Source organism: Mesorhizobium sp. B2-6-4, assembly GCF_006441495.1.
Taxonomy (GTDB): Bacteria; Pseudomonadota; Alphaproteobacteria; order Rhizobiales; family Rhizobiaceae; genus Mesorhizobium.
In genome coordinates this window covers 1-23,257 of sequence record NZ_VFUE01000040.1, presented here as the reverse complement: position 1 = coordinate 23,257, position 23,257 = coordinate 1, and the positions used below count along the sequence as shown (strand labels likewise).

The window sequence follows — 23,257 nt, the reverse complement described above, 5'->3', positions numbered from 1 at the left end:
CGCCGGGGTCGCCGAGCACCTGCAGGATCTTGCCCTTCACAGCGCCGTTCTTGGCCTTCAGCAGCGCTTCGGCCTGTTCGGCGGCGACGTGGCCGATCTCGACGGTGCCGGCTACCGAGGTGAAGTCGGACGGAGTGGAGGTGATCTGGCGATCGAATTCCACCACAGGTATGCCGGCCGCGCGCGCGGCCTCGATCGACGGCTTCAGCGCGTTGAAGTCGACGGCGGCCAGGATGATCGCCTTCGGTTTCAGCGCGATGACGTCGTTCATCTGCGATTGCTGGGCGTCGGTCTTGTTGTCGGCGTTCAGCGTCTTCATCTCGTAGCCGACCTGTTTCAGGAACAGTTCCAGCGCGCTCACCGAGCCGGTCTGGAACTCGTCGAGCAAGGTCGGCACCATGTAGTAGACGGTACCCTTGGACTGGGCGAATGCCGGCGTGAGCGTGGCAACTGCCAGTGCCAGGATACCGAGGACAGAAAGAAGTATTCGTTTCATGTCGTTGGCTCCTCTAGTACCGGACCCCTCTTTTGTCCCTCAGCCCGCCGGTCCGGCACCGGCAGGCGTCTCCCCGGTGATCATGTTGATCACCGCATCGGGACTTGTTTTGTTGCGTGCGACATCGCCGGCCACGACGCCTTGCCGGATCACCACGATCCGGTCTGCGACCTGGAAGGCCTGCTGCATGATGTGGGTGATGATGACGACGCCGATGCCCTGGTTCGCCACCTGGCGGATCATGTCGAGGCCGCGCCGCGTCTGTTCGACGCCAAGCGCTGCAAACGGCTCGTCGAGCAGCACCAGCTTGCCGCCCCAGTGCACGAAGCGGTTGAGCTCGATGGCTTGCCGCTGGCCGCCCGAAAGATGCTCGACATTGGTGCGCAAAGACGGAATGCGGGTGCCGGCGCTGGCAAGCGCCTTGCCGACCACGGCCTCCATCGCCCGCTCGTCGAGCACTGGAATGCCAAGCACCTTGCGCGTGATCTCACGGCCCATGAAGAAATTGGCCACTACGTCGACATTCGTGCACAGCGACAGGTCCTGATAGACGGTCTCGATGCCCGCCGCCTTGGCCTCGGCGGGGGATTTGGCAAGGAACTCCTTGCCTTCGAACAGCATGCGGCCGGAGGTGGGCTCCAGGCCGCCGGCGATGATCTTGACCAGCGTCGACTTCCCGGCGCCGTTATCGCCCAGCAACGCGACCACCTCGCCCTTGCCGATCGAGAAGCTGATACCCTTCAGCGCCTGGATCGCGCCGTAGTTCTTGGTGACGTTGTCGAGCACCAGCAAGGGTTCGCTCATCAGGCAACCTCCCTGGCTGCCAGAATATCGCGGCCGCGTTCGCGCTCGGCGGTGAACATCTGGCCGAAGCGTGGCGACAACACGCCAGAGACGGCCAATGCGGCCGCGCCGCGCAGCACGGCTTGCTGGCCGCCGCCGGCGACGACGATGCGTGGCGTCTTGCGGTCCTTGCGGGCCGAAACCGAATTGTGCAGAGGCGCAGCCGATCTCGCCAGGCGTTCGAGCAGGTCCGGCGCCGCCAGCCCGCCGAGCACGACCGTCTCGGGGTCGAAAAGGTTCTCGATGATGGCAATGGCGTTGCGGAAGATCGGGCCGACCTCGGCGACCCAATCGGCATCGCTGCCCTTCCAGCGCCCTCGCGCTTCGAGCGAGACATAACGTTCGAGGCAACCGCGATTGCCGCACGGGCAAAGCTCGCCGTTGGGAACGACGGGAATATGGCCGATCTCGCCGGCATTGCCCCAGGCGCCGCGCAGCACGCTGCCGTCATGCATCATGGCGCTGCCAAGTCCGACGCCGAAATAGAGATAGTAATATTCGGAATGCTGGGCGCCGATGCCGTAGAGGCGCTCGCCCATGGCGGCCGCAGCCATGTCGCCGTCGAAAAAGGCCGGCAATCCCGTCGCCGCCGTCAGCCGCTCGCGCAGCGCCACGTCCTTCCAGCCGGCCATTGTGGTCGGCCCGATGAAGCTCATCGTGTCCACGCCGAACGGGCCGGGAAGCGCCATGCCGATGCCGATGACGCGGCCCGCGGCGCGCGTTCCGGTCAGGTCGCGGACCATGGCGCGGACCTGGTCGAACGCATGATCGGGCGTCGCGTTGGGGGCCTCGCGGTGCAAGCTGTCGATCACGTCACCGCTGAGATTGATCAGCGCCGCGTCGATCCCCAGCGGCGTCAGGTGGATGCCGACGGCATAGCCGCCCTCGGGATTGATGCGCAGCGTCGCCGGTGGCAGGCCACGGCCCTTCGGCTCCTCGCGTACGGACAGGACATAACCCTGCTCCTCCAGTTCGCGAACGATGGTCGATACGGTTTGAACGGTGAGGCCGACATGCCTGGCGATATCGCCCCTGGCGATGGGGCCGTACCGGCGGATCGATTCGAGCACGATGCGCCGGTTGTACGGCCGCCCGAACTCCTGATTGGTCCCTCGCAATGCCATGCCTTGCGTCCCCGGTTGAGGCAAGGTTGGCACCAAATATTTATTCAGTCAAATGGAATTCAAAAATGCACCGCATTTGAGGGACGCGCCCACTACGGCGGAAAAGCCGGCCGGTGTCCGGCTGATCACCGCGCCCTAGATAGCGGGACATGGATAAGATTTATGTCTTGCTGATCTTCGCCGCGGCCATTGCCATCATCTGCCTGGGCGGCAGATGGAACACATCTGATACTGACCACTATATGGGCTTCGACAATTTGCGGTCGCCTCGAAAGGGAAAAGCCCTGAACGGCGACAAGGATGCGAAAAAGCAATGAGGACGGCGCGGGATGGCGGCGGCCTGGGCCCGTGCGTTAGAGATACTGCGCGACCTTCTTGCCGACCGTGAGGAAACGCAAAGGATCGATCGCTTCGCCATTGTGGCGGACTTCGTAATGCAGATGCGGGCCGGTCGAGCGACCGCTGCTGCCGGTCTTGCCGATGACAGCGCCGGCATCCACTTTTTCGCCCACGGTCACGTCGATTTCGCTGAGATGTCCATAGCGCGTGGCAAACCCGTTTCCGTGATCGACTTCGACCATGCGGCCATAGCCGCCATTCCAGCCGGCCTTGGTGACCACGCCTGGCGCGGTGACCTTGGCCGCCATGCCGATCGGCGCCCTGAAGTCCATTCCCGAATGCAGGGCGGCCGTGCCGAGGATCGGGTCGGTGCGCACGCCGAACGGGCTGGTGACGGAATGACCGGGTGCGGGATTGGCGAGCGGCAGCCGGCGTGCTTCCTTCTTAAGTTGATCGAGCGTGTCCAGCGCCTCGTCCAGTTCCTTGACCTTGCTGTCGAAAAACATCGAGCTGTCGAGCGGGATCAGCGGTCCGCCGACATCGCTTTCGTTCTTGCCGAAATCACTGTCGACCGGCAGTCCGGCCGCCTCGAGCGCCTGGGTTATGGCGTCGGCATTCTTGTAGGCGTTATCAGCAAGTATGCTGATGCGCGTGAGCTGGTCGTTCTCGATGGATTTCAACGACTTGTTGATCGAAATGAACAGTTTGTCGGCACGATCGGCGGCTGAATCGTTCGGCAGCGGATCGGAGCGGGTCGCCCACAGGGAGAACGGCCTGGTGTCGGCGGTGCCAGTGGCGGCGCCGAGGCTGGCCAGCGCGTAGCTTTGAGCAGGCTGGGCGATGCTGCCGGTCACTTCGGCGTGTTTGTCAGGCTTTGCCGGCACTGCGGGATCTTCGGCCGTCGCTGCGCCGACTTCATTTTCGGCGCGGTCGAGCAGCGGGCCGAGGCGGCCGTGGCGCTGGCTGAGCTGCGTCTGGCGCTCCAAAAGCTCGCTCACCTTGGTTTCCATCAATTGCTGGTCAAGCAACTGCCGGCTGGTGATGCGGTCGACCTGGGCGCGAAGCGCCGAGATGCGGTCTTCGTAAGCCTGCTGCATGCGGGCCTGGCGCGCGGTGGTGGCGCCGATCAGGTCGTCGCGCAGCACGAGATAGGAGGTGGCCAGCAGGTAACCGATGGCGATCGCCGCCAGCGCCGAACCGAGAAATACAACCAGCCAGGGCCGGATCGTGAAGTGCCTGATCTCGCTGCCGCGGGCGATGATGACTGTATGCGGTTCCTTGCGCCTGCCAAAGATCGCGGACTGACCGGTTGCGTTCACGGGACCAAGCTTTCGTTTACGACACCACGACAGCCCGACTACACATTATTAAGGTTAACAAAGCTTTGCCGAAGCAAGACGCCGGCAAGAATTGCCCGCAAAGCGAGCATGGGGTTGCTTCGCATCGCTTTCTGAAAACAAGGGCGCGGAGGCGCCCCCCTCAAATCGCCCGCACAGCTTCCAGCACCTCCTCGGCATGGCCCTTGACGCGGACCTTGCGCCAGATCCTGGCGATGCGCCCGTCGCGGCCGATCAGGAACGTCGCGCGCTCGACACCCATGTATTTGCGGCCATACATCGATTTTTCGACCCAAAGGTGGTAGGCCTCGATCACCTTGCGCTCCTCGTCGGAGGCAAGGTCGATGGTAAGATCGTATTTCGACTTGAACTTGTCGTGCTTCCTGGCGCTGTCGGGCGACAGGCCGATCACGACGGCGCCGGCCTTCTCGAACTCCGGCTTCAGCTGCGAAAAGCTGATCGCTTCGGCGGTGCAGCCGGTGGTGTCGTCCTGTGGGTAGAAGTAGAGGACGACAGGTCTGCCGGCAAAGCCGGCCAGGCTGAGCGAACCACCGCCGTCCCGCGGCAACTCGAATTGCGGCGCGGGATCGCCCACATTGAGGTCAGCCATATCCATGCCCTTGTTTGAGGTTACGCGCGAAGCCACACCGATATAGTGTCGAGCGGGGATTCGTCCACGAGCGAGTTCGTAGAACGGAAAATTGCGTGGATCAGGAGCAACCGCAGCACGAGAAGATCAGGTTCAGGCGGGATGAAATCACCGACCTGGGCGCCTTGCCATCGGCTTGCCGCGTTCCGCCGCTCGGCCAGGCGGCGATCGGCCGCGGCTTTCGTATCCTATCGCGGCTGTTTGCCGGCGCCGTTGCGCTGGTGCTGCTGGCGGGGGTGGCTGTCTATCTCATCGGTGTCTCCGGAATAGGGGCCGACCGGCTGCGCGTCGAGGCGGAGGCCGCCATCGAGAAGCTAGCGGGTGTCGATGTCGATGTTGCGGTCGGGCCGGCCCGCATCACCCTCGACAGTTCGAGCTTCGTCGCGCTCCAGGTGAGCGACGTCAGCCTGAAGGCCAGCGACGGCAAACCCATGGCCGATGCGGGCAGGGTGCGCTTCGGCATCCGCCTGCTGCCGCTGCTTCGAGGCGAGGTGCGGCTGACCAGCGCCAGGATTTCCGATGCGCGCATCGTTACCGCGGCGATGCCGTCGGGCGGCGACTGGACGGCCGAACTGCGCAATCGGGACGGGCTGATCGATCCCGAAAAACTGTCCGATGCGCTCTTTGCCAATATCAATCACGCTCTCGATGCGGTGCGCGAGGAATCGCTGCACCGTATCGATCTTCACAATGTGGCATTCGTCTTGCCCGACACCGAGGCGGTCAGGTTGATCACCGTCGCCGACGCGGTCGTCCTGCAGTCGGGGACAGGCGGCATGGAGTTCTCCTCGCAGGCAAATGTCGACGGCAAGGCGGTGACCGTCGCCGCATCCGCCAGCCGCGATGCCGAGACCCGGCGCGTGATGTCGCTGGATGCCACCGTCGGCATCGCCGAAGACGGCGGCGAAAGCGGCGCAATGGCGTCCGGCGGCAAGTTGGGGGCGCTCAGCGTGACGCTCAAAGGGTCGCAGGGGGCCGACGACACCGCGTCGCGGCTGACGGCTGCCCTGTCGTCCAGGGGATCGGTGCTTGACCTCGGCACGCGTGGCCTGCTGTCGGCCGATGTCGATCTCGGCGCCACGCTCGTCCGCGGCAGCAACAAGATCCAGGTGGACAGGCTGTTGCTGAAGACCGGCCGCTCGACCTTCGATTTCGCCGGCTCGATCGGGCCCAGGCCCGCGACCGGCGCCGCCGGAGAGGAGCCGGCCTACCGATACGATCTGACCAGTGACGGCTCGACACTGGCGCCTTCGGAATCGCCGGAGCCAGCGCTCACCTTCCTTGCCCGCATCGCCGGCGCCTACCAGACCAAAAGCCATAAATTGGTAGCCGATCAGATCGCGGTCCGGTCGGCCGCTTCCAGCGAGGTCCTTGGAACCGCGGCCGTGCAGTTCGTTGATGGCAAGGCTCCAGGCATCAATCTGGCGCTCAACGTGCATGACATGCCGGTCTCGCACGTCAAGCAGCTTTGGCCATGGTTTTCGGCGCGCAATGCACGGCTCTGGGTATTGGACAATCTGTTCGGCGGCCGCGTCGTCGATGCCAATCTTCAATTCCAGGTGGTGCCTGATCGCCTCGGCAATGGCGTGCCGCTTTCCGCCGACGAGGTGTTCGGCCGCTTCCAGATCGAAGGATCGCGTTTCGACACGGCTGGCCGCATTCCGCCGATACGCGATGCCGTCGGTGTCGTCGCCTTCCACGGCAATGACGTCGATATCTCCCTGTCCTCTGGCACCGTCTTCATGCCCAGCGGCCGCACCGTGGCGGCCAGCAACGGCACGCTGACGGTCAAGGCGGCCAACCGCCCGCCGGTCGTCGGCGCGCTCGACATCGACGTTGCCGGCGAAGCGTCCGCGGTCGCTGAACTTGCCTCCTACGAGCCGATCAATGCCATGCGCCATGTCGGCTTCCTGCCCGAAGACCTGTCCGGCAGCGTCACCGGCCATGTCAGGGCCGATATTCCGCTGCAATCTGGTGTCGACAGCTCGAAGCTCGATTGGCTGGTATCGCTCGACTACAGCGGGCTTTCATTGGCCAAGCCGTTCGAAGGCCAGACCGTGACGGATGCCGATGGTTCCGTCACGGTCGACCCTGAAAAGGCTGTCATTTCCGCCAAGGCCTCCCTGAACGGCATTCCGGCCGAACTCGACCTGATCGAGCCGCTGGAGGATGGCGGACCGGCACGCAGCCGCAAGGTGGCCCTGGTGCTCGACGACAAGATCCGCGCCGCCGCCATGCCGGGGCTGGCCCCGTTGTTGGGCGGAACAGTGAAGGTAGCGATCGACAAAAGCGGGGAGGGCAACCAGAACGTCTCGGCCGACCTGACCAATGCCAGGCTCGACATTCCCTGGGCCGGATGGAGCAAGGGGGCAGGGGTCCCCGCAAGTGCTACATTCATCATGACCACGTCCGGCGACACCACGACGCTGTCCGACTTCGACCTCGACGGCAAGACATTCTCCGTCGACGGCAACATCGTGCTGGTCAACGGGGCCCTGTCCTCGGCAAAGTTCAGCAAAGTCGCCCTGAACCGCGGCGATGACGTGGCGGTGTCCGTCAAGCGATCGGGCAGGGGCTATGCAGTCAACATCAGCGGCAATGCCCTGGATGCCCGCTCGCTGATCAAGCAGTTCACCTCCGACGTCGACACCGCGACCAAGACGACGGGCGCCGACGCGATTTCCGTCAGCGCCGACGTCGATCGGCTGACCGGTTTCCACGACGAGCAACTGTCCAACCTCAAGCTCGACTACAGCGCGGCCGGTTCGAAGGTGAACGGGCTGAAGGTCAGCGCCACTGCAAGTTCGGGAGCCGCCATAGCCATCAGCAACACGAGCAGCGCCGGCCGGCGCTCGCTTAACGTACAGTCGGCGGACGCCGGTGCGATACTGAGATTCCTCAACATCTACGAGCACATGGAAGGTGGGGCGATTGCCCTGGCCTTGTCAGGAGCGGGCGACGGGCCGATGAAGGGCAAGGTGGACACGACGAACTTCTTCGTCGTCAACGAACCGAAGCTCGCCTCCATCGTCTCGACCACGCCGGCAGGCGACAGCCGCAGCCTCAATCAGGCGGTCAAGGGCAAGCTCGACACCTCGCGGGTACAGTTCGAACGCGGTTACGCCGAGATCGAGAAGGGCAGCGGCTATCTCAGGCTGGCCAATGGCGTGCTGCGCGGTCCCCGCATCGGCACGACGTTCCAGGGCACGCTCTATGACCAGAACAACAACATGGACATGACCGGCACCTTCATGCCGGTCTACGGCCTCAACCGCATCTTCGGTGAACTGCCCATCGTCGGCGCGCTTTTGGGCAATGGCCGCGACCGCGGCCTGATCGGCGTGACCTACCGGCTCAAGGGCAACGCCAACAAGCCGCTGCTCGACATCAACCCGCTCTCGGTGATCGCGCCGGGGATATTCAGGTCGATCTTCGAGTACCGGTGAAGGGGCCTCAGATCGGCCTCACCAGAATGTGTTTTTTCCTGCCGAGTGAAAGCTTTACGACGTTTTCCGGACTCAAATCCTGAAGCGTCACCGTGCGGCGGTCATCGCTGACCGGCTGGTCGTTGAGCCGCACCGCACCGCCTTGCACATGCCGCCGCGCTTCGCCGTTGGACGCCGCCAGCCCGGCGGTCACCAGCAGCGCCAGGATGCCGATGCCGGCTTCGAGCTTGGCGTTTTCAACCTCGACGCTCGGCAGCGTCTCGGCGAGGGCACCTTCCTCGAAGGTTTTGCGTGCGGTTTCGCTGGCCTGTTCGGCGGCGCCGCGACCATGGAGCAATGCGGTGATCTCCGTGGCGAGGATCTTTTTCGCCTCGTTGATCTCAGACCCGCCGAGCTTCTCCAGGCGCGCCACCTCGTCCAACGGCAGCGTCGTGTAGAGCTTCAGGAAACGGCCGACATCGGCGTCCTCGGTGTTGCGCCAATACTGCCAGAATTCGTAAGGCGAGAGCATCTCGGCGTCGAGCCAGACCGCGCCCGTGGCGGACTTGCCCATCTTGGCGCCCGACGAGGTGGTGAGCAGCGGCGTCGTCAGCGCATAAAGCTGCGCGTCCTCCATGCGGCGACCGAGATCGATGCCGTTGATGATGTTGCCCCACTGGTCGGAGCCGCCCATCTGCAGACGGCAGCCGAGGCGCTTGTAGAGCTCGACGAAGTCGTAGGCCTGCAGGATCATGTAGTTGAATTCGAGGAAGGACAACGACTGCTCGCGGTCGAGCCGCAGCTTGACGGAATCGAACGCCAGCATGCGGTTGACCGAAAAGTGACGGCCGACGTCGCGCAGGAAATTGACGTAGTTGATCTCCATCAGCCAGTCGGCGTTGTTGACCATGATCGCGTCATTCGGGCCGCTGCCGAATTTGAGATACGGCATGAAATTGCGGCGGATGCCGGCGAGATTGTCGTCGATGTCGCTCGGGGTCAGAAGCTTGCGCGCCTCGTCCTTGAAGGAAGGGTCGCCGATCATCGAGGTGCCGCCGCCCATCAAGGCGATCGGCCGATGGCCGGTCTGCTGCAGCCAGTGCAACATCATGATCTGGATCAGCGAGCCGGCGTGCAGGCTCTTGGCGGTCGCGTCGAAGCCGATATAGGCCGTCACCGTCTCCTTGGCGAAGAGATCGTCCAGCCCAGCATCATCCGAAGTCTGGTGGATGAAGCCGCGCTCGCTCATCGTGCGCAGGAAATCGGATTTGAAGGCAGGCATTTTTTCTTTCCCGAAGCGTCCGCCCGTCCGGCGCGGGCGTATGTGAAAGCGCGCGTTTAGCACCCAAGCGCGATCAGCAAAAGTGGATTCCGGTATTGCGCCCGATCGCGCTTCGACCAGGGGCTTGGCAATCACTTGTTGTTGCAACGCCGCAAGCCGCCTCTCGGCGCGGATGCTTGCTTCATTGTTTGTGCTGGCGTAATGAGGCGCGCGCCAAAAGGTCCTTGCAGCCCACGACCTCAAGCGGCACCGCACGGCATCCACCCAATGCCATATCCGACGACAGAGCCCCACGCGACATGCCGGACGCATTGATATCCATCGTCATTCCTTGCAGGAACGAGGCGGCAAACCTGCCGCTGCTGATCGATGAGATCGAGGCGGCGATGACCGGGCGCGACTTCGAACTGATCATCGTCAACGACGGCTCGACCGACGAAACCGCAGCCGTTCTCGCCAGGCAGGCAGCACTTCGCCCGTTTCCAGTCAGGGAATTGCGGCACGAGAAATCCGCCGGCCAGAGCCTCTCGGTACGCTCCGGCGCCTGGGCGGCGCGCGGAAGCATCGTCGCCACGATCGACGGCGATGGCCAGAACGATCCTCAGTACATTCCCATGCTGGTCGACGCCTTGCGGCGGGCCGGGCCCGGCTACGGCGCCGCGCAAGGGCAGCGCCTGAAGCGCCGCGACAGCAAGGTCAAGCAACTGGCATCGCGGTTCGCCAACTGGCTGAGAAACGCCATCCTGCATGACGAGACGCGCGACACAGGCTGCGGCCTGAAGGCGGTCCACACCGAGATCCTGCGCAAGCTGCCGTTCTTCGACGGCACCCATCGTTTCGTTCCGGCGCTGGTCATCCAGGAAGGATACCATGTCGTGCATTGCGACGTCGTCGACCGCTCCCGCCGCCACGGCAAGTCGAACTACGGAATTTTCGACCGTGGCCTGCAGGGCGTGCTCGATCTCTGCGGCGTCTGGTGGCTGCGCCGCAGGCGTCGCCGGATGCCAAAAGTAGAGGAAATCACGCATGGTTAACGTGCTTCAGGAACTGGTGACCTGGATCCACCGGGTCTTCATCGAACAGTTCAACGCGTGGATCCTGCTCGGCTTCGTCGCCCAGTTCTTTTTCACCATGCGCTTCGTCGTGCAGTGGCTCGCATCGGAAAAGGCCAAGCGAAGCGTCGTGCCGATCGCCTTCTGGTTCTTCTCGCTGTTCGGCGGAGGTCTGTTGCTGATTTATGCGATCAAGCGGCAGGACCCGGTGTTCATCGCCGGCCAGGGCATGGGCTTGTTCATCTACATCAGAAATCTCTGGCTGATCGCCAATGAACGCAAGGCGGCGATGACGAAGGTCGATTGAGCGGCTTTGCGCATCAGGGAAGAATGGTCGGAGAGGCTGGAATATGGCGCTGAACAGGAACTACATCCTTCTTTTCCTGTTCAGCCTGGTGATGACGGTGTCGGGACTTGCGTCCATGCCGCCGCTGGACCGTGACGAGCCGCGCTTCGTCCAGGCCACCAAGCAGATGGTCGAGAGCGGCGATTATGTCGACATCCGCTTTCAGGACGCTTCGCGCTACCAGAAGCCGATCGGCATCTATTGGCTGCAATCCGCGGCCGTGGCTCTAAGCGGCAAGGGCGCCGCCGCACCAATATGGGTCTACCGCCTGGTGTCGACGCTGGGCATCGCCCTGGCCGTTCTCGGCATCGCCTGGACGGGCACCAGGCTTTTCGGAGCCAGTGCCGGCATCGCCGCCGGCCTGGTGATGGCGGCGATCTTCGCCACCGCCTTCGAGGGCCGCGACGCCAAGACCGATGCGATGCTCCTGGCCTGCTGCGTGGCGGCGCAGGGCGCGCTGGCGCAGATTTACCTGGCATCGCGCCGCAACGAGCCCGTCGCCGGCCATCTGTGGTGGATATTCTGGCTGGCGCAAGGGGCCGCGATCCTCATCAAGGGGCCGATCGCCCCACTGCTGTCGGCGCTCACCATCGCTGTCTTGTTTGCATTCGAACGCGACGGGCGCTGGCTGTCGAAGCTCAAGGTGGGGCGCGGCCTGCTGCTCGTCGTGCTGATCGTGTTGCCCTGGCTCGCCCTGATCACCTGGAAAAGCCACGGCGCCTTCCTCCAGCAGGCCGTCGGCAAGGATATGCTCGGCAAGGTCGCCCAGGGCGAGGAATCGCACGGCCTGCCGCCCGGCTTCTACATGTTGACCTATTCGCTGTTCATGTGGCCGTTCGGCCTGATCGCCGTCGGCGCCGGCCTGCAAGCCCTCAACCGGCTGCGCGACGATGTCAGGCTGCGCTTCTGCCTCGCCTGGTACATCCCCTTCTGGCTGGTATTCGAACTGATTCCGACCAAGCTGCCGCACTACGTGCTGCCGGCCTATCCCGGCATGGCGCTGCTGATCGGCTGGCTTTTGACATTGCAGCCGCAGGAAGCCAATGCGCCGCTCCGGCGCTGGCAGCAATGGTTGTGGTGGTCGACTGCCTTCGGCCTGGTCGTGGTCAGCCTCGGCCTGGCCGCGGTCTGTGTAGGCGCCCCGATCTATCTCACCCACACTTTCTCGTGGTGGAGCATTCCGGCGGCCGCATCAGCGCTCGGCGCCGGCTACCTGGCCTTCTCGCGACAGCTGCAAGTGCCGCTTGCCCGTATCGGCGCCGTCGCCGCCTGTGCGGGCATCGCCTACGGGTTGCTGTTTGGTGTCATCGCCCCGTCCTTGAAGCCGATATGGCTGAGCCCGGCGATCGACCAGGCTGTGCGCGTCTACAAGCCTTGCGACACCTCGGTGCTGGCGTCGTCGCAGTATCACGAGCCGAGCCTTGTGTTCCTGGTGGGCACGAAAACGATACTGACCGACATCGATGGCGTGGCAAAGCATCTGCTTGCCGACCCCGCCTGCGCGCTGGGGCTGGCGCCGGTCGAGGATCAGCAGAAACTCGATGGATTGCTGGCGGGGCAAGGCAAGGCGGCGAGCCATCTTACGACGGTCGACGGGCTCAACTTTTCATCGGGAGACAAAATGTCGCTCGGCCTCTACCGTATCGCCCAATGAGTTCGACAATGGGATCGGGTTTTCAATGCTGGTGAAACCGCGCCCTTCCGTTTCCATTGCGCCCGCTGCGGTGGTGCGTCGGTCCGTTGGAAATTTCCGCGACACGCTGCGGATCGTCAGAGGGCGCTTCGCCGCTCGTTCCGCCTCGTATCCCAAGGTCCTATGGCCGCTCTGGATCTCGGCCTGGATTTTGCTCACGGCAGCGGCATTCGCCGGCCTCGACACGCCTGCGGGATTGCTGCACGGCCGGTGGTCGGCGGGCTTCGGCCGGCTCGCCGAGTTCCTGACACAGTTCGGCCTGGGCGGCTGGTATCTCATCCCTCCGGCACTCTTGCTCATAGGGGCCAATCTGACGGACTGGCGAAACCTGTCGCGGCGGTCATTGATGCTCGTCTACAACTGGACCTGCCTGGCGTTCCTTGCACTGAGCGCCGTCGGTCTGTCCGGCCTGCTGGTCAATGTCCTGAAATATGCGGTCGGCCGGGCGCGTCCGCTCTATTTTCAGGATCTCGGCGTGCTCTCGCTGCGTCCCTTCGCCTTCGATGCGCGCTTTGCCGGTTTCCCGTCCGGTCACGCCACGACCATGGGGGCCGTGTTCGGCATCCTGCTGCTTTTGTTCCCGCGGCGCTGGTACATCGCCTTGCCGATCACGGCCTGCATCGCCTCGACGCGGGTCTTCGTCGGCGCGCATTATCCGAGTGATACCGTCGCCGGCTTTGGTCTTGGCTTTGCCTTCGCGCTGGTTTGCGGACTGGTCTTTGCCCGGCTCGGCTTCATCTTCAGCCCGACACGATCGGGATTGCCGGTGCGCAAGCAGACGTTTCGGCTGATCGGTCGAACAAGCCGAACGGCCGTCTGATTCATCGAGCCTGGGATTTAGTCGCCGTTCAGTCCGCCATAGGACCTTACCAGGTTCACCATGTCGGACGAATTTGCCGTCTCGCTTTCAAGCCCGTGCGCAACGCCTGCGCGATCCGCGACGGGACGGTTCTGGCTGACCTTCCATTTGCCATGGATTTCGCCGATCTCGATCTCCAGCCCGATGATGCCCTTGATCTGCGACTGAATGAACGGGGCAGGCGCATCCGTTACCGCCCATGGCGCCTCACGCGTGCCTTCCTGCGAAGCCGTCAGGTCGGCGATCTGCCGCGCCAGCCAGTCCTGATCATCGATCACCTTCGCGGTGCCGCGCACCTGCACGATGGCATAGTTCCAGGTTGGCACCACCTTGCCGGTCTCGCGCTTGGTCTCGTACCAGGACGGCGTCACATAGGCGTCGGTACCCTGGAAGACGATCAGCACCGTCGAGGCCGGATTGTCGGCGATAAGCCGCCATTGCGGATTGGCTCTAGCCAGATGTGCGCGCAGCCTGCCGTTTGGCCCGACATCGGCGTCGATCAGGAACGGAATGGCGTCGGCGACCGGCCCCTCGGGTCCGCTGGAAACCAGCAGGCCGAGTGGATGTGCCCGGATCAGCCCGTGCAGCACGTCCGGCCGTGTTTCCTGGAAATGAGGAGGCTGGTACATTGCGATTATCCGTCCTTAGCGCAGCCGCTTCGGGCGCGGATCCGACAATTCGCCGGCCAGCCGGCGATCGAGATAATCCGCGCATTCCTCGATCAGCAGTTCGGCATCGTTGGCGAAGAAATGATTGGCGCCGGGCAATGTCTTCTGCGTGATGGTGATGCCCTTTTGCGTGTGCAGCTTGTCGACCAGGCCTTGCACGTCCTTCGGCGGCGCCACCTTGTCAGCGTCGCCATGGATGATGAGCCCCGAGGAGGGGCAGGGCGCCAGGAAGGAAAAGTCGTAGGTGTTGGGTTGCGGCGCGACCGAGATGAAGCCTTCGATCTCGGGCCGGCGCATCAAAAGCTGCATGCCGATCCACGAGCCGAACGAATAGCCGGCAACCCAGCAACTCTTGGAATCCGGATGCAGCGACTGCACCCAGTCGAGTGCGGCGGCCGCATCCGACAATTCGCCGGTGCCGTGATCGAATTCGCCCTGGCTGCGCCCGATGCCGCGGAAATTGAAGCGCAGCGTGGTGAAGTCGCGCTTCTGGAACATGTAGAAGAGGTCGTAGACGATTTTGTTGTTCATCGTCCCGCCGAATTGCGGGTGCGGATGCAAGACAATGGCAATCGGCGCGCTCTTTTCCTTCGAGGGCTGGTAGCGACCCTCCAGACGGCCGGCCGGACCGGTGAAAATGACCTCAGGCATGAAATACTCCAACTTGGGTAATAAGAATGCGCGGCGCCCGGAGAACCTTCCTCTGGCCTTGACGCAGGGCGAGCGTCTTCATAGAAGCTAGTTTAGAATTGTTCAAAACTGGGTGGCCGGAACGCAATCGTCCGGCTGCCCGCGCCGCAAGCCGCGTAAATAGGACGGCTTGCCTTGGAATTTCAAGGAAATAACGCGATATCTCGGTGGAATGGCTTCTGACGGGACCAACTGGAAGAAAATGGCCGGAATGCGCGCCTATCTCGACTACAATGCCAGTGCGCCCCTGCTTGCAGCGGCACGCGAGGCTATGGTCGCGGCGCTCGATGTGGCCGCCAACCCATCATCGGTCCATGCCGAAGGGCGTGCGGCGCGTCGCCTGATCGAAACTGCAAGGCGTGATGTGGCGGAATTGGTGAAGGCCAAGGCTGGGCATGTCGTGTTCACGTCAGGCGCCACGGAAGCCGCCTCGACGCTGCTGACGCCCGATTGGCGGATGGGGCGCGGGACCATCCGCATGAGCCATCTCTATGTCTGCGAAGCCGACCACCCCTGCCTGTTGAACGGCGGGTCCTTCCCGGCCTCGCAGGTGACGCGGATCGGCGTCGACGCCAATGGAATTGTCGACCTCGAAGCAATGGCAAACGCGCTTGCCGCGCACGATAAGGCCGCCGGCCTGCCGCTGGTGGCAATCCATGCCGCCAACAATGAGACTGGTGTCATCCAGCCGGTCGATCGTATCGCCGAAATCGTAAAGGCGGTCGACGGTGTCCTCGTCGTAGACGCGGTTCAGGCGGCAGGGCGCATTTCGATCGACATTTCGGCGGGTTACGCCGACTATCTGATACTGTCGTCGCACAAGATTGGCGGCCCCAAGGGCGTCGGCGCCATCGTCGCCGCTGCCGATCTGATGATGCCGAAGCCGCTCATCAACGGCGGTGGCCAGGAAAAGGGCCATCGCGGCGGCACCGAGAACCTGCCCGGCATTGCGGGATTTGGCGCGGCGGCGCGGGAGGCTCTCATCGGATTGGAGGCCATCGATGCCCTGCGTCGGCGTCGCGACGAGATCGAGGCCATCGTTAAAATGTTGATACCGGACGTGGAAATCTTCGGAACTGGCGCGCCGAGGCTTGCCAACACGACATTCTTCGCTATTCCCGGCGTCAAGGCCGAGACTGTACAGATCGCCTTCGACCTGGCCGGTGTGGCGCTGTCGGCGGGTTCCGCCTGCTCGTCGGGTAAAGTCGGTCCGAGCCATGTGCTGAAGGCCATGGGTCAAGGTGACAGTCCGGGTGCGTTGCGCTTGTCGATCGGCGCGGCGACCGGCGCGCAGGACATCGAGGCGTTCCGCCTGGCGTTGGCAGAAATCGCCGCACGTCGGGTGGGCAAGGAGAAGGCCGCGTAGCGGTTGGACGAATTTGGGCCTTTCGGCCTGGTAGAGCCGTGCGTTTCATGCTGGCCGGGTGAATTTCCGGCCGAGGCGCACTATATGAAACTTACGCCGCCGCGGGTGCTCCTTGGGTGCTTATCCGGCGGTGCCATAGTTTGAAAACTGTCGGGCCTTGACCCCGGCGTGGATGGAGAACGCATATGCCTGCTGTGCAGGACACGATCGATCGGGTCCGAAAGATCGACGTCGACCAATACAAATACGGGTTCCAGACCGAAATCGCTGTCGACAAGGCCCCCAAGGGCCTGAGCGAAGACATCATCCGTTTCATTTCGGCGAAGAAGGACGAACCGTCCTGGATGCTGGAATGGCGTCTGGAAGCCTATCGGCGCTGGCTGACGCTGGAAGAGCCGACCTGGGCGCGCGTCAACTATCCCAAGATCGATTTCCAGGACATCTATTACTACGCGGCGCCGAAGAGCACGCCCGGACCGAGCTCGCTCAGCGACGTCGATCCGGAGATCTTGAAGGTCTACGAGAAACTCGGCATTCCGCTGAAGGAGCAGGAGATCCTGGCCGGCGTGCAGAAGACCGATGCGTCCGAACTCGAGGAAGCCAGCGACAATGTCTACAAGTCCGGCCGCGTCGCCGTCGACGCCGTGTTCGATTCGGTATCCGTCGTCACCACGTTCAAGAAGGAACTGGCGCAGGCGGGCGTCATCTTCTGCTCGATCTCGGAAGCCATCCGCGAGCATCCGGAACTGGTGAAGAAATATCTCGGCTCGGTCGTGCCGACGTCGGATAATTTTTATGCGACGCTGAATTCGGCCGTCTTCACCGACGGCTCGTTTGTCTTCGTGCCGAAGGGCGTTCGCTGCCCGATGGAACTGTCGACCTATTTCCGCATGAACGAGAAGAACACCGGCCAGTTCGAGCGCACGCTGATCATCGCCGAGGAGGGGGCCTACGTCTCCTATCTCGAAGGCTGCACGGCGCCGCAGCGCGACGAGAACCAGCTCCATGCGGCGGTCGTCGAACTGGTGGCGCTAGACGATGCCGAGATCAAATATTCGACGGTGCAGAACTGGTACCCCGGCGACGCCGAGGGCAAGGGCGGCATCTATAACTTCGTTACCAAGCGCGGCGATTGCCGTGGCCACCGCTCGAAGATCTCGTGGACGCAGGTCGAGACCGGCTCGGCGATCACGTGGAAATACCCGAGCTGCATCCTGCGCGGCGACGATTCCAGCGGCGAGTTCTATTCGATCGCCGTGTCGAACGGCTACCAACAGGTCGACAGCGGCACCAAGATGATCCATCTCGGCAAGAACACGTCGAGCCGCATCATCTCCAAGGGCATCGCCGCCGGTTTTTCGCAGAACACTTATCGCGGCCAGGTTTCGGCGCATCGCAAGGCGACCAATGCGCGCAACTTCACCAATTGCGACTCGCTGCTGATAGGCGACCAGTGCGGCGCCCACACGGTGCCTTACATGGAAGCCAAGAACGCGACCGCGCAGTTCGAGCACGAAGCGACGACATCGAAGATTTCCGAGGACCAGAAATTCTATGTCATGCAGCGCGGCATTCCGGAGGAGGAAGCGATCGCGCTGATCGTCAACGGGTTCGTCAAGGACGTCATCCAGCAGCTGCCGATGGAATTCGCCGTCGAGGCACAGAAGCTGATCGGGATTTCGCTCGAGGGCTCGGTCGGCTGACCGGACAGATATTCAGGAAGAAAAGAATGCTTGAGATCAAGAACCTGCATGCCCGCATCGTCGATGACGGCACCGAAATCATCCGCGGCCTGAATCTCTCGGTAAAAGCCGGCGAGGTCGCCGCGATCATGGGGCCGAATGGCTCGGGCAAGTCGACGCTGTCCTACATCCTCGCCGGCCGCGAGGACTACGAGGTCACCGACGGCGATATCCTCTACAACGGCCAGTCGATCCTCGAAATGGATCCGGCCGAGCGCGCGACTTCGGGCATTTTCCTGGCCTTCCAGTATCCGATGGAGATACCGGGCGTGGCGACCATGGAATTCCTGAAGGTTGCCATGAACGAGCAGCGCAAGGCGCGCGGCGAGGAGCCGCTGAAGATCCCCGAATTCCTGAAGCGGGTGAAGGATGCCGCAGCCTCGCTCAACATGGACATGAACATGCTCAAGCGGCCGCTCAATGTCGGCTTCTCCGGCGGCGAGAAGAAGCGCGCCGAGATTCTGCAGATGAAGCTTTTGGAGCCAAAGCTCTGCGTGCTTGACGAGACCGATTCCGGGCTCGACATCGATGCGCTCAAGATCGTCTCCGATGGCGTCAACGCGTTGCGCTCGCCCGAGCGCGCCATCGTCGTCATCACGCACTATCAGCGGCTGCTCGAACACATCGTGCCCGACACCGTGCACGTGCTCTACAAGGGCCAGGTCATCAAGTCCGGCGACAAGTCGCTGGCGCTCGACCTCGAGGCCAATGGCTATGCCGGCGTGATCGGTGAAGCCGCGTGAGATGCCAGAAGGCAAGGTCAAACTGATGAACATGCACACACAACCCCAGCGGACACCGGCCGAAACAGCGTTGATCGACGCTTTCGGCGAACGGTTGTCGCTGCTGCCGGGCGACGGCGCGGTGATGTTGAAGCGCGACGACGCCATCGAGGCGGTGAAGCACGGACTGCCGACCCGGCGTATCGAATCCTGGCACTACACCGACCTGCGCCGGCTGCTGAATGCGGTGCCGGACTTCGACCCGACGGCCGTGGCCAAAGCCATCGCGCCAGTCGTTGAAGGTTCCACCGTGTTGCCGCTTCTCAACGGCGTGTCGAGCGCCAAAACGCCCGCAATCGAAGGCGTCAGCGTCCAGTGCCTGTCGGAGAAACTGACCGACGGCAGCATCGCGCCTGGGCTCGAGCCCTACGGCAGCGACGATGCCATCGGGGCGTTGAACACGGCTTTCGTCGCCGACGGTTATTTCGTCGACATCGCCGATGGCACCCAAGTGGAAAAGCCGATCGAATTGCAAAACCTGCTGGCCGGCGGCCAGGCGCATGTACGCCTGGCCGTGCGCGCCGGCGCCGACGCCAAGGCTGTGATCGTCGAACGCCAGGCCGGCGAGGGCGCGGCCCTTGTCAGCTCGGTCAGCCAGCTCGTGCTCGGCGAAGGCGCCGAGGTGACGTGGCTGATCATCCAGGAGCAGCCGGACACGGCAACGCATCTGGCGCAGTTCAAGGCTCATATCGGCAAGAATGCGAAGCTGACGCTGTTCGTCATGAACGCCGGCGGCAAGCTCGTGCGCCAGGAGGTCGTGGTGAAGACGACGGGCGAGGGCGCCGACTTCCAATTGCGCGGCATCAACCTGCTGGCCGGCGACGCCCACACGGACACCACCATGGTGCTCGATCATGCGGTGCCGCACACCACGTCGACGGAAGTGATCCGCAATGTCGTGACCGGCAAGGCGCGTGGCGTCTTCCAGGGCCGCATCAACGTCCATCAATACGCGCAGAAGACCAACGCCAAAATGGCTTGCAACACGCTGCTTCTGTCGGACGACGGCGAGTTCTCGACCAAGCCGGAACTCGAAATCTTCGCCGACGACGTGGTCTGCGGTCATGGCGCCACCGTCACCGAGATCGACCACAACCATCTGTTTTACCTGATGGCGCGCGGCATCGACGAGAAGAGCGCCCGTGGTCTGCTGGTGAAGGCCTTCATCGCCGAGGTGATCGAGGAACTGGACGACGAGGTGATCGTCGAGGCCCTGGAGACCAGGCTCGACGGCTGGTTTGCGGCGCATGGATGAGTGGATAGGGCTCGCTCCGGCGAACACCCCTGATCCGGCCGCTTCGCGGCCACCTTCTCCCACAAGGGGAGAAGGAAGAGCGCCTGACCTTCTCCCCTTGTGGGAGAAGGTGGATCGGCGCGAAGCGCCGAGACGGATGAGGGGTGTTGGACGGAATGGGGCGGTGCCTCAAGAGAGCTTATGATGGACCAGAAAGTCGAAACCTACGACGTCGAGGCGATCCGCCGCGATTTCCCGATTCTGTCGCGCGAAGTCTACGGCAAACCTCTCGTTTATCTCGACAATGGCGCCTCGGCGCAGAAGCCGCAGGCGGTGCTCGACGCCATCCAGCACGCCTATGCCCAGGAATACGCCAACGTCCATCGCGGCCTGCATTTCCTGTCCAATGCCGCGACCGACGCTTATGAGAAGGCGCGGGAGACGGTTCGCCGCTTCCTCAATGCGCCGAGCACCGACAATATCGTCTTCACCTCGAACACGACATCGGCGATCAACACGGTCGCCTATGGCTATGGCATGCCCAATATCGGCGAGGGCGACGAGATCGTGCTGTCGATCATGGAGCACCACTCCAACATCGTGCCATGGCATTTCATCCGCGAGCGGCAGGGCGCCAAACTGGTCTGGGTGCCGGTCGACGATCTCGGCGTCTTCCACATCGAGGAATTCGAGAAGCGACTGACCGACCGCACAAAGCTGGTCGCCATCACGCAGATGTCGAACGCGCTGGGCACGGTGACGCCGATCAAGGAGATCGTGCGCATCGCGCATTCGCGCGGCATTCCCGTGCTCGTCGACGGCAGCCAGAGCGCCGTCCATATGCCCATCGACGTGCAGGACCTCGACTGCGATTTCTTCGTCTTCACCGGCCACAAGGTCTACGGTCCCTCGGGCATCGGTGTACTCTACGGCAAGAAGGACATCTTGCAGCGCATGCGTCCGTTCATGGGTGGCGGCGAGATGATCGAGGAGGTGACCGAAGACATCGTCACCTACAACGACCCGCCACACCGCTTCGAGGCCGGTACGCCGCCGATCGTCCAGGCGATCGGGCTGGGCGCCGCGCTCGATTACATGGAAAAGATCGGCCGCGAGCGCATCGCCGCGCACGAGGCCGATTTGAAGGACTATGCGCACGAGCGGCTGCGCGCCATCAACTCGCTGCGCATCTTCGGCGATGCGCCCGGCAAGGGGGCCATCATCTCGTTCGAGCTGCAAGGCATTCATGCCCATGACGTGTCGATGGTGATCGACCGGCAAGGCGTGGCTGTGCGCGCGGGCACCCATTGCGCCCAGCCCCTGTTGAAACGCTTCGGCGTAACCTCCACATGCAGGGCGTCGTTCGGCATGTATAATACGCGAGCCGAAGTCGATGCTTTGGCTGATGCGTTGGAAAAAGCGCGCAAGTTTTTCGGGTGACGATAATGGAAGATGCCAGCACAGCTACCGACGCTGTTCCCGACGCGGCCGCTAAGGCGGTGGTTTCCGCCTCCGCAATTCCCGCCGACGAACTGGCGCGGCTGACCGACGACATCGTCTCGGCGCTGAAGACGGTCTACGACCCGGAAATCCCGGCCGATATTTACGAGCTTGGCCTCGTCTACAAGATCGACATCGAGGACGACCGTTCGGTCAAGATCGACATGACGCTGACCGCGCCCGGCTGCCCGGTGGCCGGCGAGATGCCGGGCTGGGTTGAGAACGCCGTCGGCGCCGTCGAAGGCGTGTCGGGCGTCGAGGTCAACATGACATTCGACCCGCCCTGGTCGCCCGATCGCATGTCGGAAGAGGCGCAGGTGGCGGTGGGCTGGTATTGACCTTGAGTCCGGCACACTTGCGCCAGTGGTAAAACTTCACCATTTTAGGTGAGGAATCATTCGGCAGGCCTTGAACCTGCATGGAATGGAGAAGGAAAAAGATGGGACGCTTTGCCGTCATCACGATGACCGAAAAGGCCGCCGACCGGGTGCGCGAGATCGTTGCCACGCGTGAGAATGCGCATGGCATTCGCCTCGGTATCAAGAAGGGCGGTTGCGCCGGCATGGAATACACGGTCGACCTGGTGACCGAACCCAATACCAAGGACGACCACATCGAGCGCGACGGCGCCCATGTCTATGTCGCGCCGGAAGCAGCACTTTTCCTGTTCGGCACCGAGATGGATTTCGAGCAGACGACGCTGCGCACCGGCTTCACCTTCCGCAACCCGAACCAGAGCTCGGCCTGCGGCTGCGGCGAATCCGTCGAACTGAAGCCGGCCGACCTCAAGGCGCTGGCAGAAGCACGCGCCTCCGCCTGACCTTCCTTCGTCCCGTTTACGGGGAGAAGGTGTCCCCCAGGGCCGGATGAGGGGCAGCGATAGCCCCGCTGCCGGCGTTCGTCATTCGAAAAGCCGCGCAATTGGCTTCCCGCCTGCTGCGCAGACCACTCCTCACCTCCCTTAGAACGCAGCGAAGACACTCACTCCACCCACGTCCCGGTCCGCTTATGCCAGTCGGCGATCGATTCCTCGGGATAGACGTCGAACACCTTGTCGCTCGGCCCGACATCGGGCTCGACCCAGTTGGCCTTGTATTTCAGCATCAGATGCACCTTGCTTGGCGGTTTCGGCAGGTCGCTGTCGATCGCCGAGGCGAAGGGATGGACGAGTTCCGGCCAGGTCGGGTCGTAGAGCCACAGCGCCGATCCGCATTTGCGGCAGAAATTGCGCTCTCCGGTCGAGATTTCGCAATGCGGATGTTCGTCGTCCTCGATCTCGGCCCGATAGACGCCGAGGCTGCTCTTGCCGCGGATGGTCATCGTCTCGTAGTCGGCGCCGAGATTGATGGCAAAACCGCCGCCGCCCTGCTGCTTGCGGCAGATCGAGCAGTAGCACAGCATGAATGGCACGGGCGTGTGGCTTTCCACCTCGAAACGAACGGCATTGCAGCGGCAGGAGCCTTTGAGCAGGACAGGCATGACGGGAAACTCCGGTCGATCCCCTTTCAACCTGTCAGCATGGTTTTGGTTGCGGCGATGACAAGGCCGGATCGCGGTGACATGATCCGCGCATGGACAATGAACGCATAGAAGAACTCTTCCAGAGCCTGGGCCCGGTCAGCATCCGCAAACTGTTCGGCGGCAAGGGCATCTATGCCGACGGCGTCATCGTCGCCATCGTGTTGCGCGGCGAATTGATGCTGAAAGCGGACGAGCAAAGCGCGCCCGACTTCGAGGCCGCCGGCTGCGCGCAGTGGACCTACACCGGGTCTCGCCACGGCAAGCTGGTGGCGATGCCCTATTGGAGTATTCCCGATAGTGCCTTCGACG

Annotated in this window: 23 protein-coding genes; 14 read left to right on the top strand and 9 right to left on the bottom strand. The window is 63.1% G+C overall.

The annotated features are described in order from the left end of the window. The 3 genes from FJ426_RS30865 to FJ426_RS30855 form a co-directional block, all read right to left on the bottom strand. Positions 1-496 (bottom strand): substrate-binding domain-containing protein (locus FJ426_RS30865; RefSeq protein ID WP_140825696.1); only part of this gene is annotated, 496 nt, incomplete at its 3' end. Between the two features lie 39 nt (positions 497-535). After that, positions 536-1,300 (bottom strand): ATP-binding cassette domain-containing protein, encoded by a 765-nt coding sequence (locus FJ426_RS30860; RefSeq protein ID WP_140560970.1) that lies wholly within the window; start codon positions 1,298-1,300, stop codon positions 536-538. Further along, positions 1,300-2,463, bottom strand: coding sequence for an ROK family transcriptional regulator (locus FJ426_RS30855; protein ID WP_140560971.1), 1,164 nt, complete (start codon positions 2,461-2,463; stop codon positions 1,300-1,302). The genes FJ426_RS30860 and FJ426_RS30855 overlap by 1 nt, the downstream gene beginning before the upstream one ends. Positions 2,464-2,612: 149 nt before the next feature. Between FJ426_RS30855 and FJ426_RS31575 the strand changes: the two genes are divergently transcribed. Next, positions 2,613-2,780 (top strand): hypothetical protein, encoded by a 168-nt coding sequence (locus tag FJ426_RS31575; protein ID WP_181168489.1) that lies wholly within the window; start codon positions 2,613-2,615, stop codon positions 2,778-2,780. A 36-nt stretch (positions 2,781-2,816) separates the two neighbouring features. On the opposite strand, the gene FJ426_RS30850 is transcribed toward FJ426_RS31575, so the two are convergent. Together FJ426_RS30850 and FJ426_RS30845 are read right to left on the bottom strand one after the other, a co-directional pair. Next, complete coding sequence (locus FJ426_RS30850; RefSeq protein WP_140560972.1) at positions 2,817-4,121, bottom strand: M23 family metallopeptidase; 1,305 nt, start codon at positions 4,119-4,121, stop codon at positions 2,817-2,819. A gap of 160 nt (positions 4,122-4,281) precedes the next feature. Further along, entirely contained in the window at positions 4,282-4,749 is a 468-nt protein-coding gene (locus FJ426_RS30845; protein WP_140493897.1) for a peroxiredoxin, read from the bottom strand. A gap of 95 nt (positions 4,750-4,844) precedes the next feature. Here FJ426_RS30845 and FJ426_RS30840 point away from each other — a divergent pair, with 95 nt between their 5' ends. Beyond that, positions 4,845-8,234, top strand: coding sequence for a DUF3971 domain-containing protein (locus FJ426_RS30840; protein WP_140560973.1), 3,390 nt, complete (start codon positions 4,845-4,847; stop codon positions 8,232-8,234). A 7-nt stretch (positions 8,235-8,241) separates the two neighbouring features. Here FJ426_RS30840 and tyrS read toward each other — a convergent pair whose 3' ends face one another. Then, complete coding sequence (gene tyrS / locus FJ426_RS30835; protein ID WP_140560974.1) at positions 8,242-9,495, bottom strand: tyrosine--tRNA ligase; 1,254 nt, start codon at positions 9,493-9,495, stop codon at positions 8,242-8,244. 299 nt (positions 9,496-9,794) lie between these two features. Here tyrS and FJ426_RS30830 point away from each other — a divergent pair, with 299 nt between their 5' ends. The 4 genes from FJ426_RS30830 to FJ426_RS30815 are packed head-to-tail and all read left to right on the top strand — an operon-like array spanning position 9,795 to position 13,406. Then, on the top strand, positions 9,795-10,529 hold the full coding sequence (locus FJ426_RS30830; protein WP_140515786.1) for a glycosyltransferase family 2 protein: 735 nt from the start codon (positions 9,795-9,797) through the stop codon (positions 10,527-10,529). Beyond that, positions 10,522-10,854 (top strand): lipid-A-disaccharide synthase N-terminal domain-containing protein, encoded by a 333-nt coding sequence (locus FJ426_RS30825; protein ID WP_140493889.1) that lies wholly within the window; start codon positions 10,522-10,524, stop codon positions 10,852-10,854. The genes FJ426_RS30830 and FJ426_RS30825 overlap by 8 nt, the downstream gene beginning before the upstream one ends. Before the next feature lie 43 nt (positions 10,855-10,897). Next, positions 10,898-12,547, top strand: coding sequence for a glycosyltransferase family 39 protein (locus FJ426_RS30820; RefSeq protein WP_181172774.1), 1,650 nt, complete (start codon positions 10,898-10,900; stop codon positions 12,545-12,547). 25 nt (positions 12,548-12,572) lie between these two features. Beyond that, positions 12,573-13,406 (top strand): phosphatase PAP2 family protein, encoded by an 834-nt coding sequence (locus FJ426_RS30815; protein ID WP_140560975.1) that lies wholly within the window; start codon positions 12,573-12,575, stop codon positions 13,404-13,406. Between the two features lie 17 nt (positions 13,407-13,423). On the opposite strand, the gene FJ426_RS30810 is transcribed toward FJ426_RS30815, so the two are convergent. Continuing rightward, positions 13,424-14,074 (bottom strand): FMN-binding negative transcriptional regulator, encoded by a 651-nt coding sequence (locus FJ426_RS30810; RefSeq protein WP_140556931.1) that lies wholly within the window; start codon positions 14,072-14,074, stop codon positions 13,424-13,426. 15 nt (positions 14,075-14,089) lie between these two features. Further along, the gene (locus FJ426_RS30805) at positions 14,090-14,764 is read right to left on the bottom strand and encodes an alpha/beta hydrolase (protein WP_140493883.1); all 675 of its coding nucleotides are present in this window, start codon (positions 14,762-14,764) and stop codon (positions 14,090-14,092) included. A gap of 241 nt (positions 14,765-15,005) precedes the next feature. Between FJ426_RS30805 and FJ426_RS30800 the strand changes: the two genes are divergently transcribed. The 7 genes from FJ426_RS30800 to sufA all read left to right on the top strand — a co-directional run bounded on the left by FJ426_RS30800 (position 15,006) and on the right by sufA (position 22,247). Then, positions 15,006-16,169: a cysteine desulfurase family protein gene (locus tag FJ426_RS30800; protein ID WP_140515792.1), complete on the top strand. Its 1,164-nt coding sequence runs from the start codon at positions 15,006-15,008 to the stop codon at positions 16,167-16,169. A gap of 185 nt (positions 16,170-16,354) precedes the next feature. Continuing rightward, positions 16,355-17,872 (top strand): Fe-S cluster assembly protein SufB, encoded by a 1,518-nt coding sequence (gene sufB / locus FJ426_RS30795; protein WP_140493879.1) that lies wholly within the window; start codon positions 16,355-16,357, stop codon positions 17,870-17,872. Between the two features lie 26 nt (positions 17,873-17,898). Continuing rightward, positions 17,899-18,654, top strand: a complete 756-nt coding sequence (sufC, locus tag FJ426_RS30790; RefSeq protein ID WP_140515794.1) for a Fe-S cluster assembly ATPase SufC — start codon at positions 17,899-17,901, stop codon at positions 18,652-18,654. Between the two features lie 25 nt (positions 18,655-18,679). Next, a complete protein-coding gene (sufD, locus tag FJ426_RS30785) occupies positions 18,680-19,948 on the top strand; it encodes a Fe-S cluster assembly protein SufD (RefSeq protein WP_140556927.1) in 1,269 nt (422 codons plus the stop codon). A 183-nt stretch (positions 19,949-20,131) separates the two neighbouring features. After that, a complete protein-coding gene (locus tag FJ426_RS30780) occupies positions 20,132-21,367 on the top strand; it encodes a cysteine desulfurase (protein WP_140556926.1) in 1,236 nt (411 codons plus the stop codon). Between the two features lie 5 nt (positions 21,368-21,372). Then, a complete protein-coding gene (locus tag FJ426_RS30775) occupies positions 21,373-21,765 on the top strand; it encodes an SUF system Fe-S cluster assembly protein (protein ID WP_140547766.1) in 393 nt (130 codons plus the stop codon). Positions 21,766-21,866: 101 nt separating this feature from the next. Further along, positions 21,867-22,247 carry a Fe-S cluster assembly scaffold SufA gene (gene sufA / locus FJ426_RS30770; RefSeq protein WP_006206001.1) on the top strand — a complete coding sequence of 127 codons (381 nt, stop codon included), beginning with the start codon at positions 21,867-21,869 and terminating at the stop codon, positions 22,245-22,247. Positions 22,248-22,408: 161 nt separating this feature from the next. On the opposite strand, the gene FJ426_RS30765 is transcribed toward sufA, so the two are convergent. Then, positions 22,409-22,906 carry a GFA family protein gene (locus FJ426_RS30765; protein WP_140583375.1) on the bottom strand — a complete coding sequence of 166 codons (498 nt, stop codon included), beginning with the start codon at positions 22,904-22,906 and terminating at the stop codon, positions 22,409-22,411. 92 nt (positions 22,907-22,998) lie between these two features. Here FJ426_RS30765 and FJ426_RS30760 point away from each other — a divergent pair. Next, the coding region (locus tag FJ426_RS30760; RefSeq protein ID WP_140825695.1) for a TfoX/Sxy family protein at positions 22,999-23,257 on the top strand (259 nt) is incomplete at its 3' end.

Excerpts from the sequence above, each read along its gene's own strand:
- FJ426_RS30825 (WP_140493889.1), top strand. The coding sequence starts at position 10,522 with ATGGTTAACGTGCTTCAGGAACTGGTGACCTGGATCCACCGGGTCTTC.
- FJ426_RS30820 (WP_181172774.1), top strand. The coding sequence starts at position 10,898 with ATGGCGCTGAACAGGAACTACATCCTTCTTTTCCTGTTCAGCCTGGTG.
- FJ426_RS30775 (WP_140547766.1), top strand. The coding sequence starts at position 21,373 with ATGGAAGATGCCAGCACAGCTACCGACGCTGTTCCCGACGCGGCCGCT.
- FJ426_RS30860 (WP_140560970.1), bottom strand. The coding sequence starts at position 1,300 with ATGAGCGAACCCTTGCTGGTGCTCGACAACGTCACCAAGAACTACGGC.
- FJ426_RS30800 (WP_140515792.1), top strand. The coding sequence starts at position 15,006 with ATGGCCGGAATGCGCGCCTATCTCGACTACAATGCCAGTGCGCCCCTG.
- FJ426_RS30780 (WP_140556926.1), top strand. The coding sequence starts at position 20,132 with ATGGACCAGAAAGTCGAAACCTACGACGTCGAGGCGATCCGCCGCGAT.
- sufB (WP_140493879.1), top strand. The coding sequence starts at position 16,355 with ATGCCTGCTGTGCAGGACACGATCGATCGGGTCCGAAAGATCGACGTC.
- FJ426_RS30830 (WP_140515786.1), top strand. The coding sequence starts at position 9,795 with ATGCCGGACGCATTGATATCCATCGTCATTCCTTGCAGGAACGAGGCG.
- sufA (WP_006206001.1), top strand. The coding sequence starts at position 21,867 with ATGGGACGCTTTGCCGTCATCACGATGACCGAAAAGGCCGCCGACCGG.
- FJ426_RS30765 (WP_140583375.1), bottom strand. The coding sequence starts at position 22,906 with ATGCCTGTCCTGCTCAAAGGCTCCTGCCGCTGCAATGCCGTTCGTTTC.
- FJ426_RS30855 (WP_140560971.1), bottom strand. The coding sequence starts at position 2,463 with ATGGCATTGCGAGGGACCAATCAGGAGTTCGGGCGGCCGTACAACCGG.
- FJ426_RS31575 (WP_181168489.1), top strand. The coding sequence starts at position 2,613 with ATGGATAAGATTTATGTCTTGCTGATCTTCGCCGCGGCCATTGCCATC.
- FJ426_RS30815 (WP_140560975.1), top strand. The coding sequence starts at position 12,573 with ATGCTGGTGAAACCGCGCCCTTCCGTTTCCATTGCGCCCGCTGCGGTG.
- FJ426_RS30845 (WP_140493897.1), bottom strand. The coding sequence starts at position 4,749 with ATGGCTGACCTCAATGTGGGCGATCCCGCGCCGCAATTCGAGTTGCCG.
- sufC (WP_140515794.1), top strand. The coding sequence starts at position 17,899 with ATGCTTGAGATCAAGAACCTGCATGCCCGCATCGTCGATGACGGCACC.
- FJ426_RS30810 (WP_140556931.1), bottom strand. The coding sequence starts at position 14,074 with ATGTACCAGCCTCCTCATTTCCAGGAAACACGGCCGGACGTGCTGCAC.
- tyrS (WP_140560974.1), bottom strand. The coding sequence starts at position 9,495 with ATGCCTGCCTTCAAATCCGATTTCCTGCGCACGATGAGCGAGCGCGGC.
- FJ426_RS30805 (WP_140493883.1), bottom strand. The coding sequence starts at position 14,764 with ATGCCTGAGGTCATTTTCACCGGTCCGGCCGGCCGTCTGGAGGGTCGC.
- sufD (WP_140556927.1), top strand. The coding sequence starts at position 18,680 with ATGAACATGCACACACAACCCCAGCGGACACCGGCCGAAACAGCGTTG.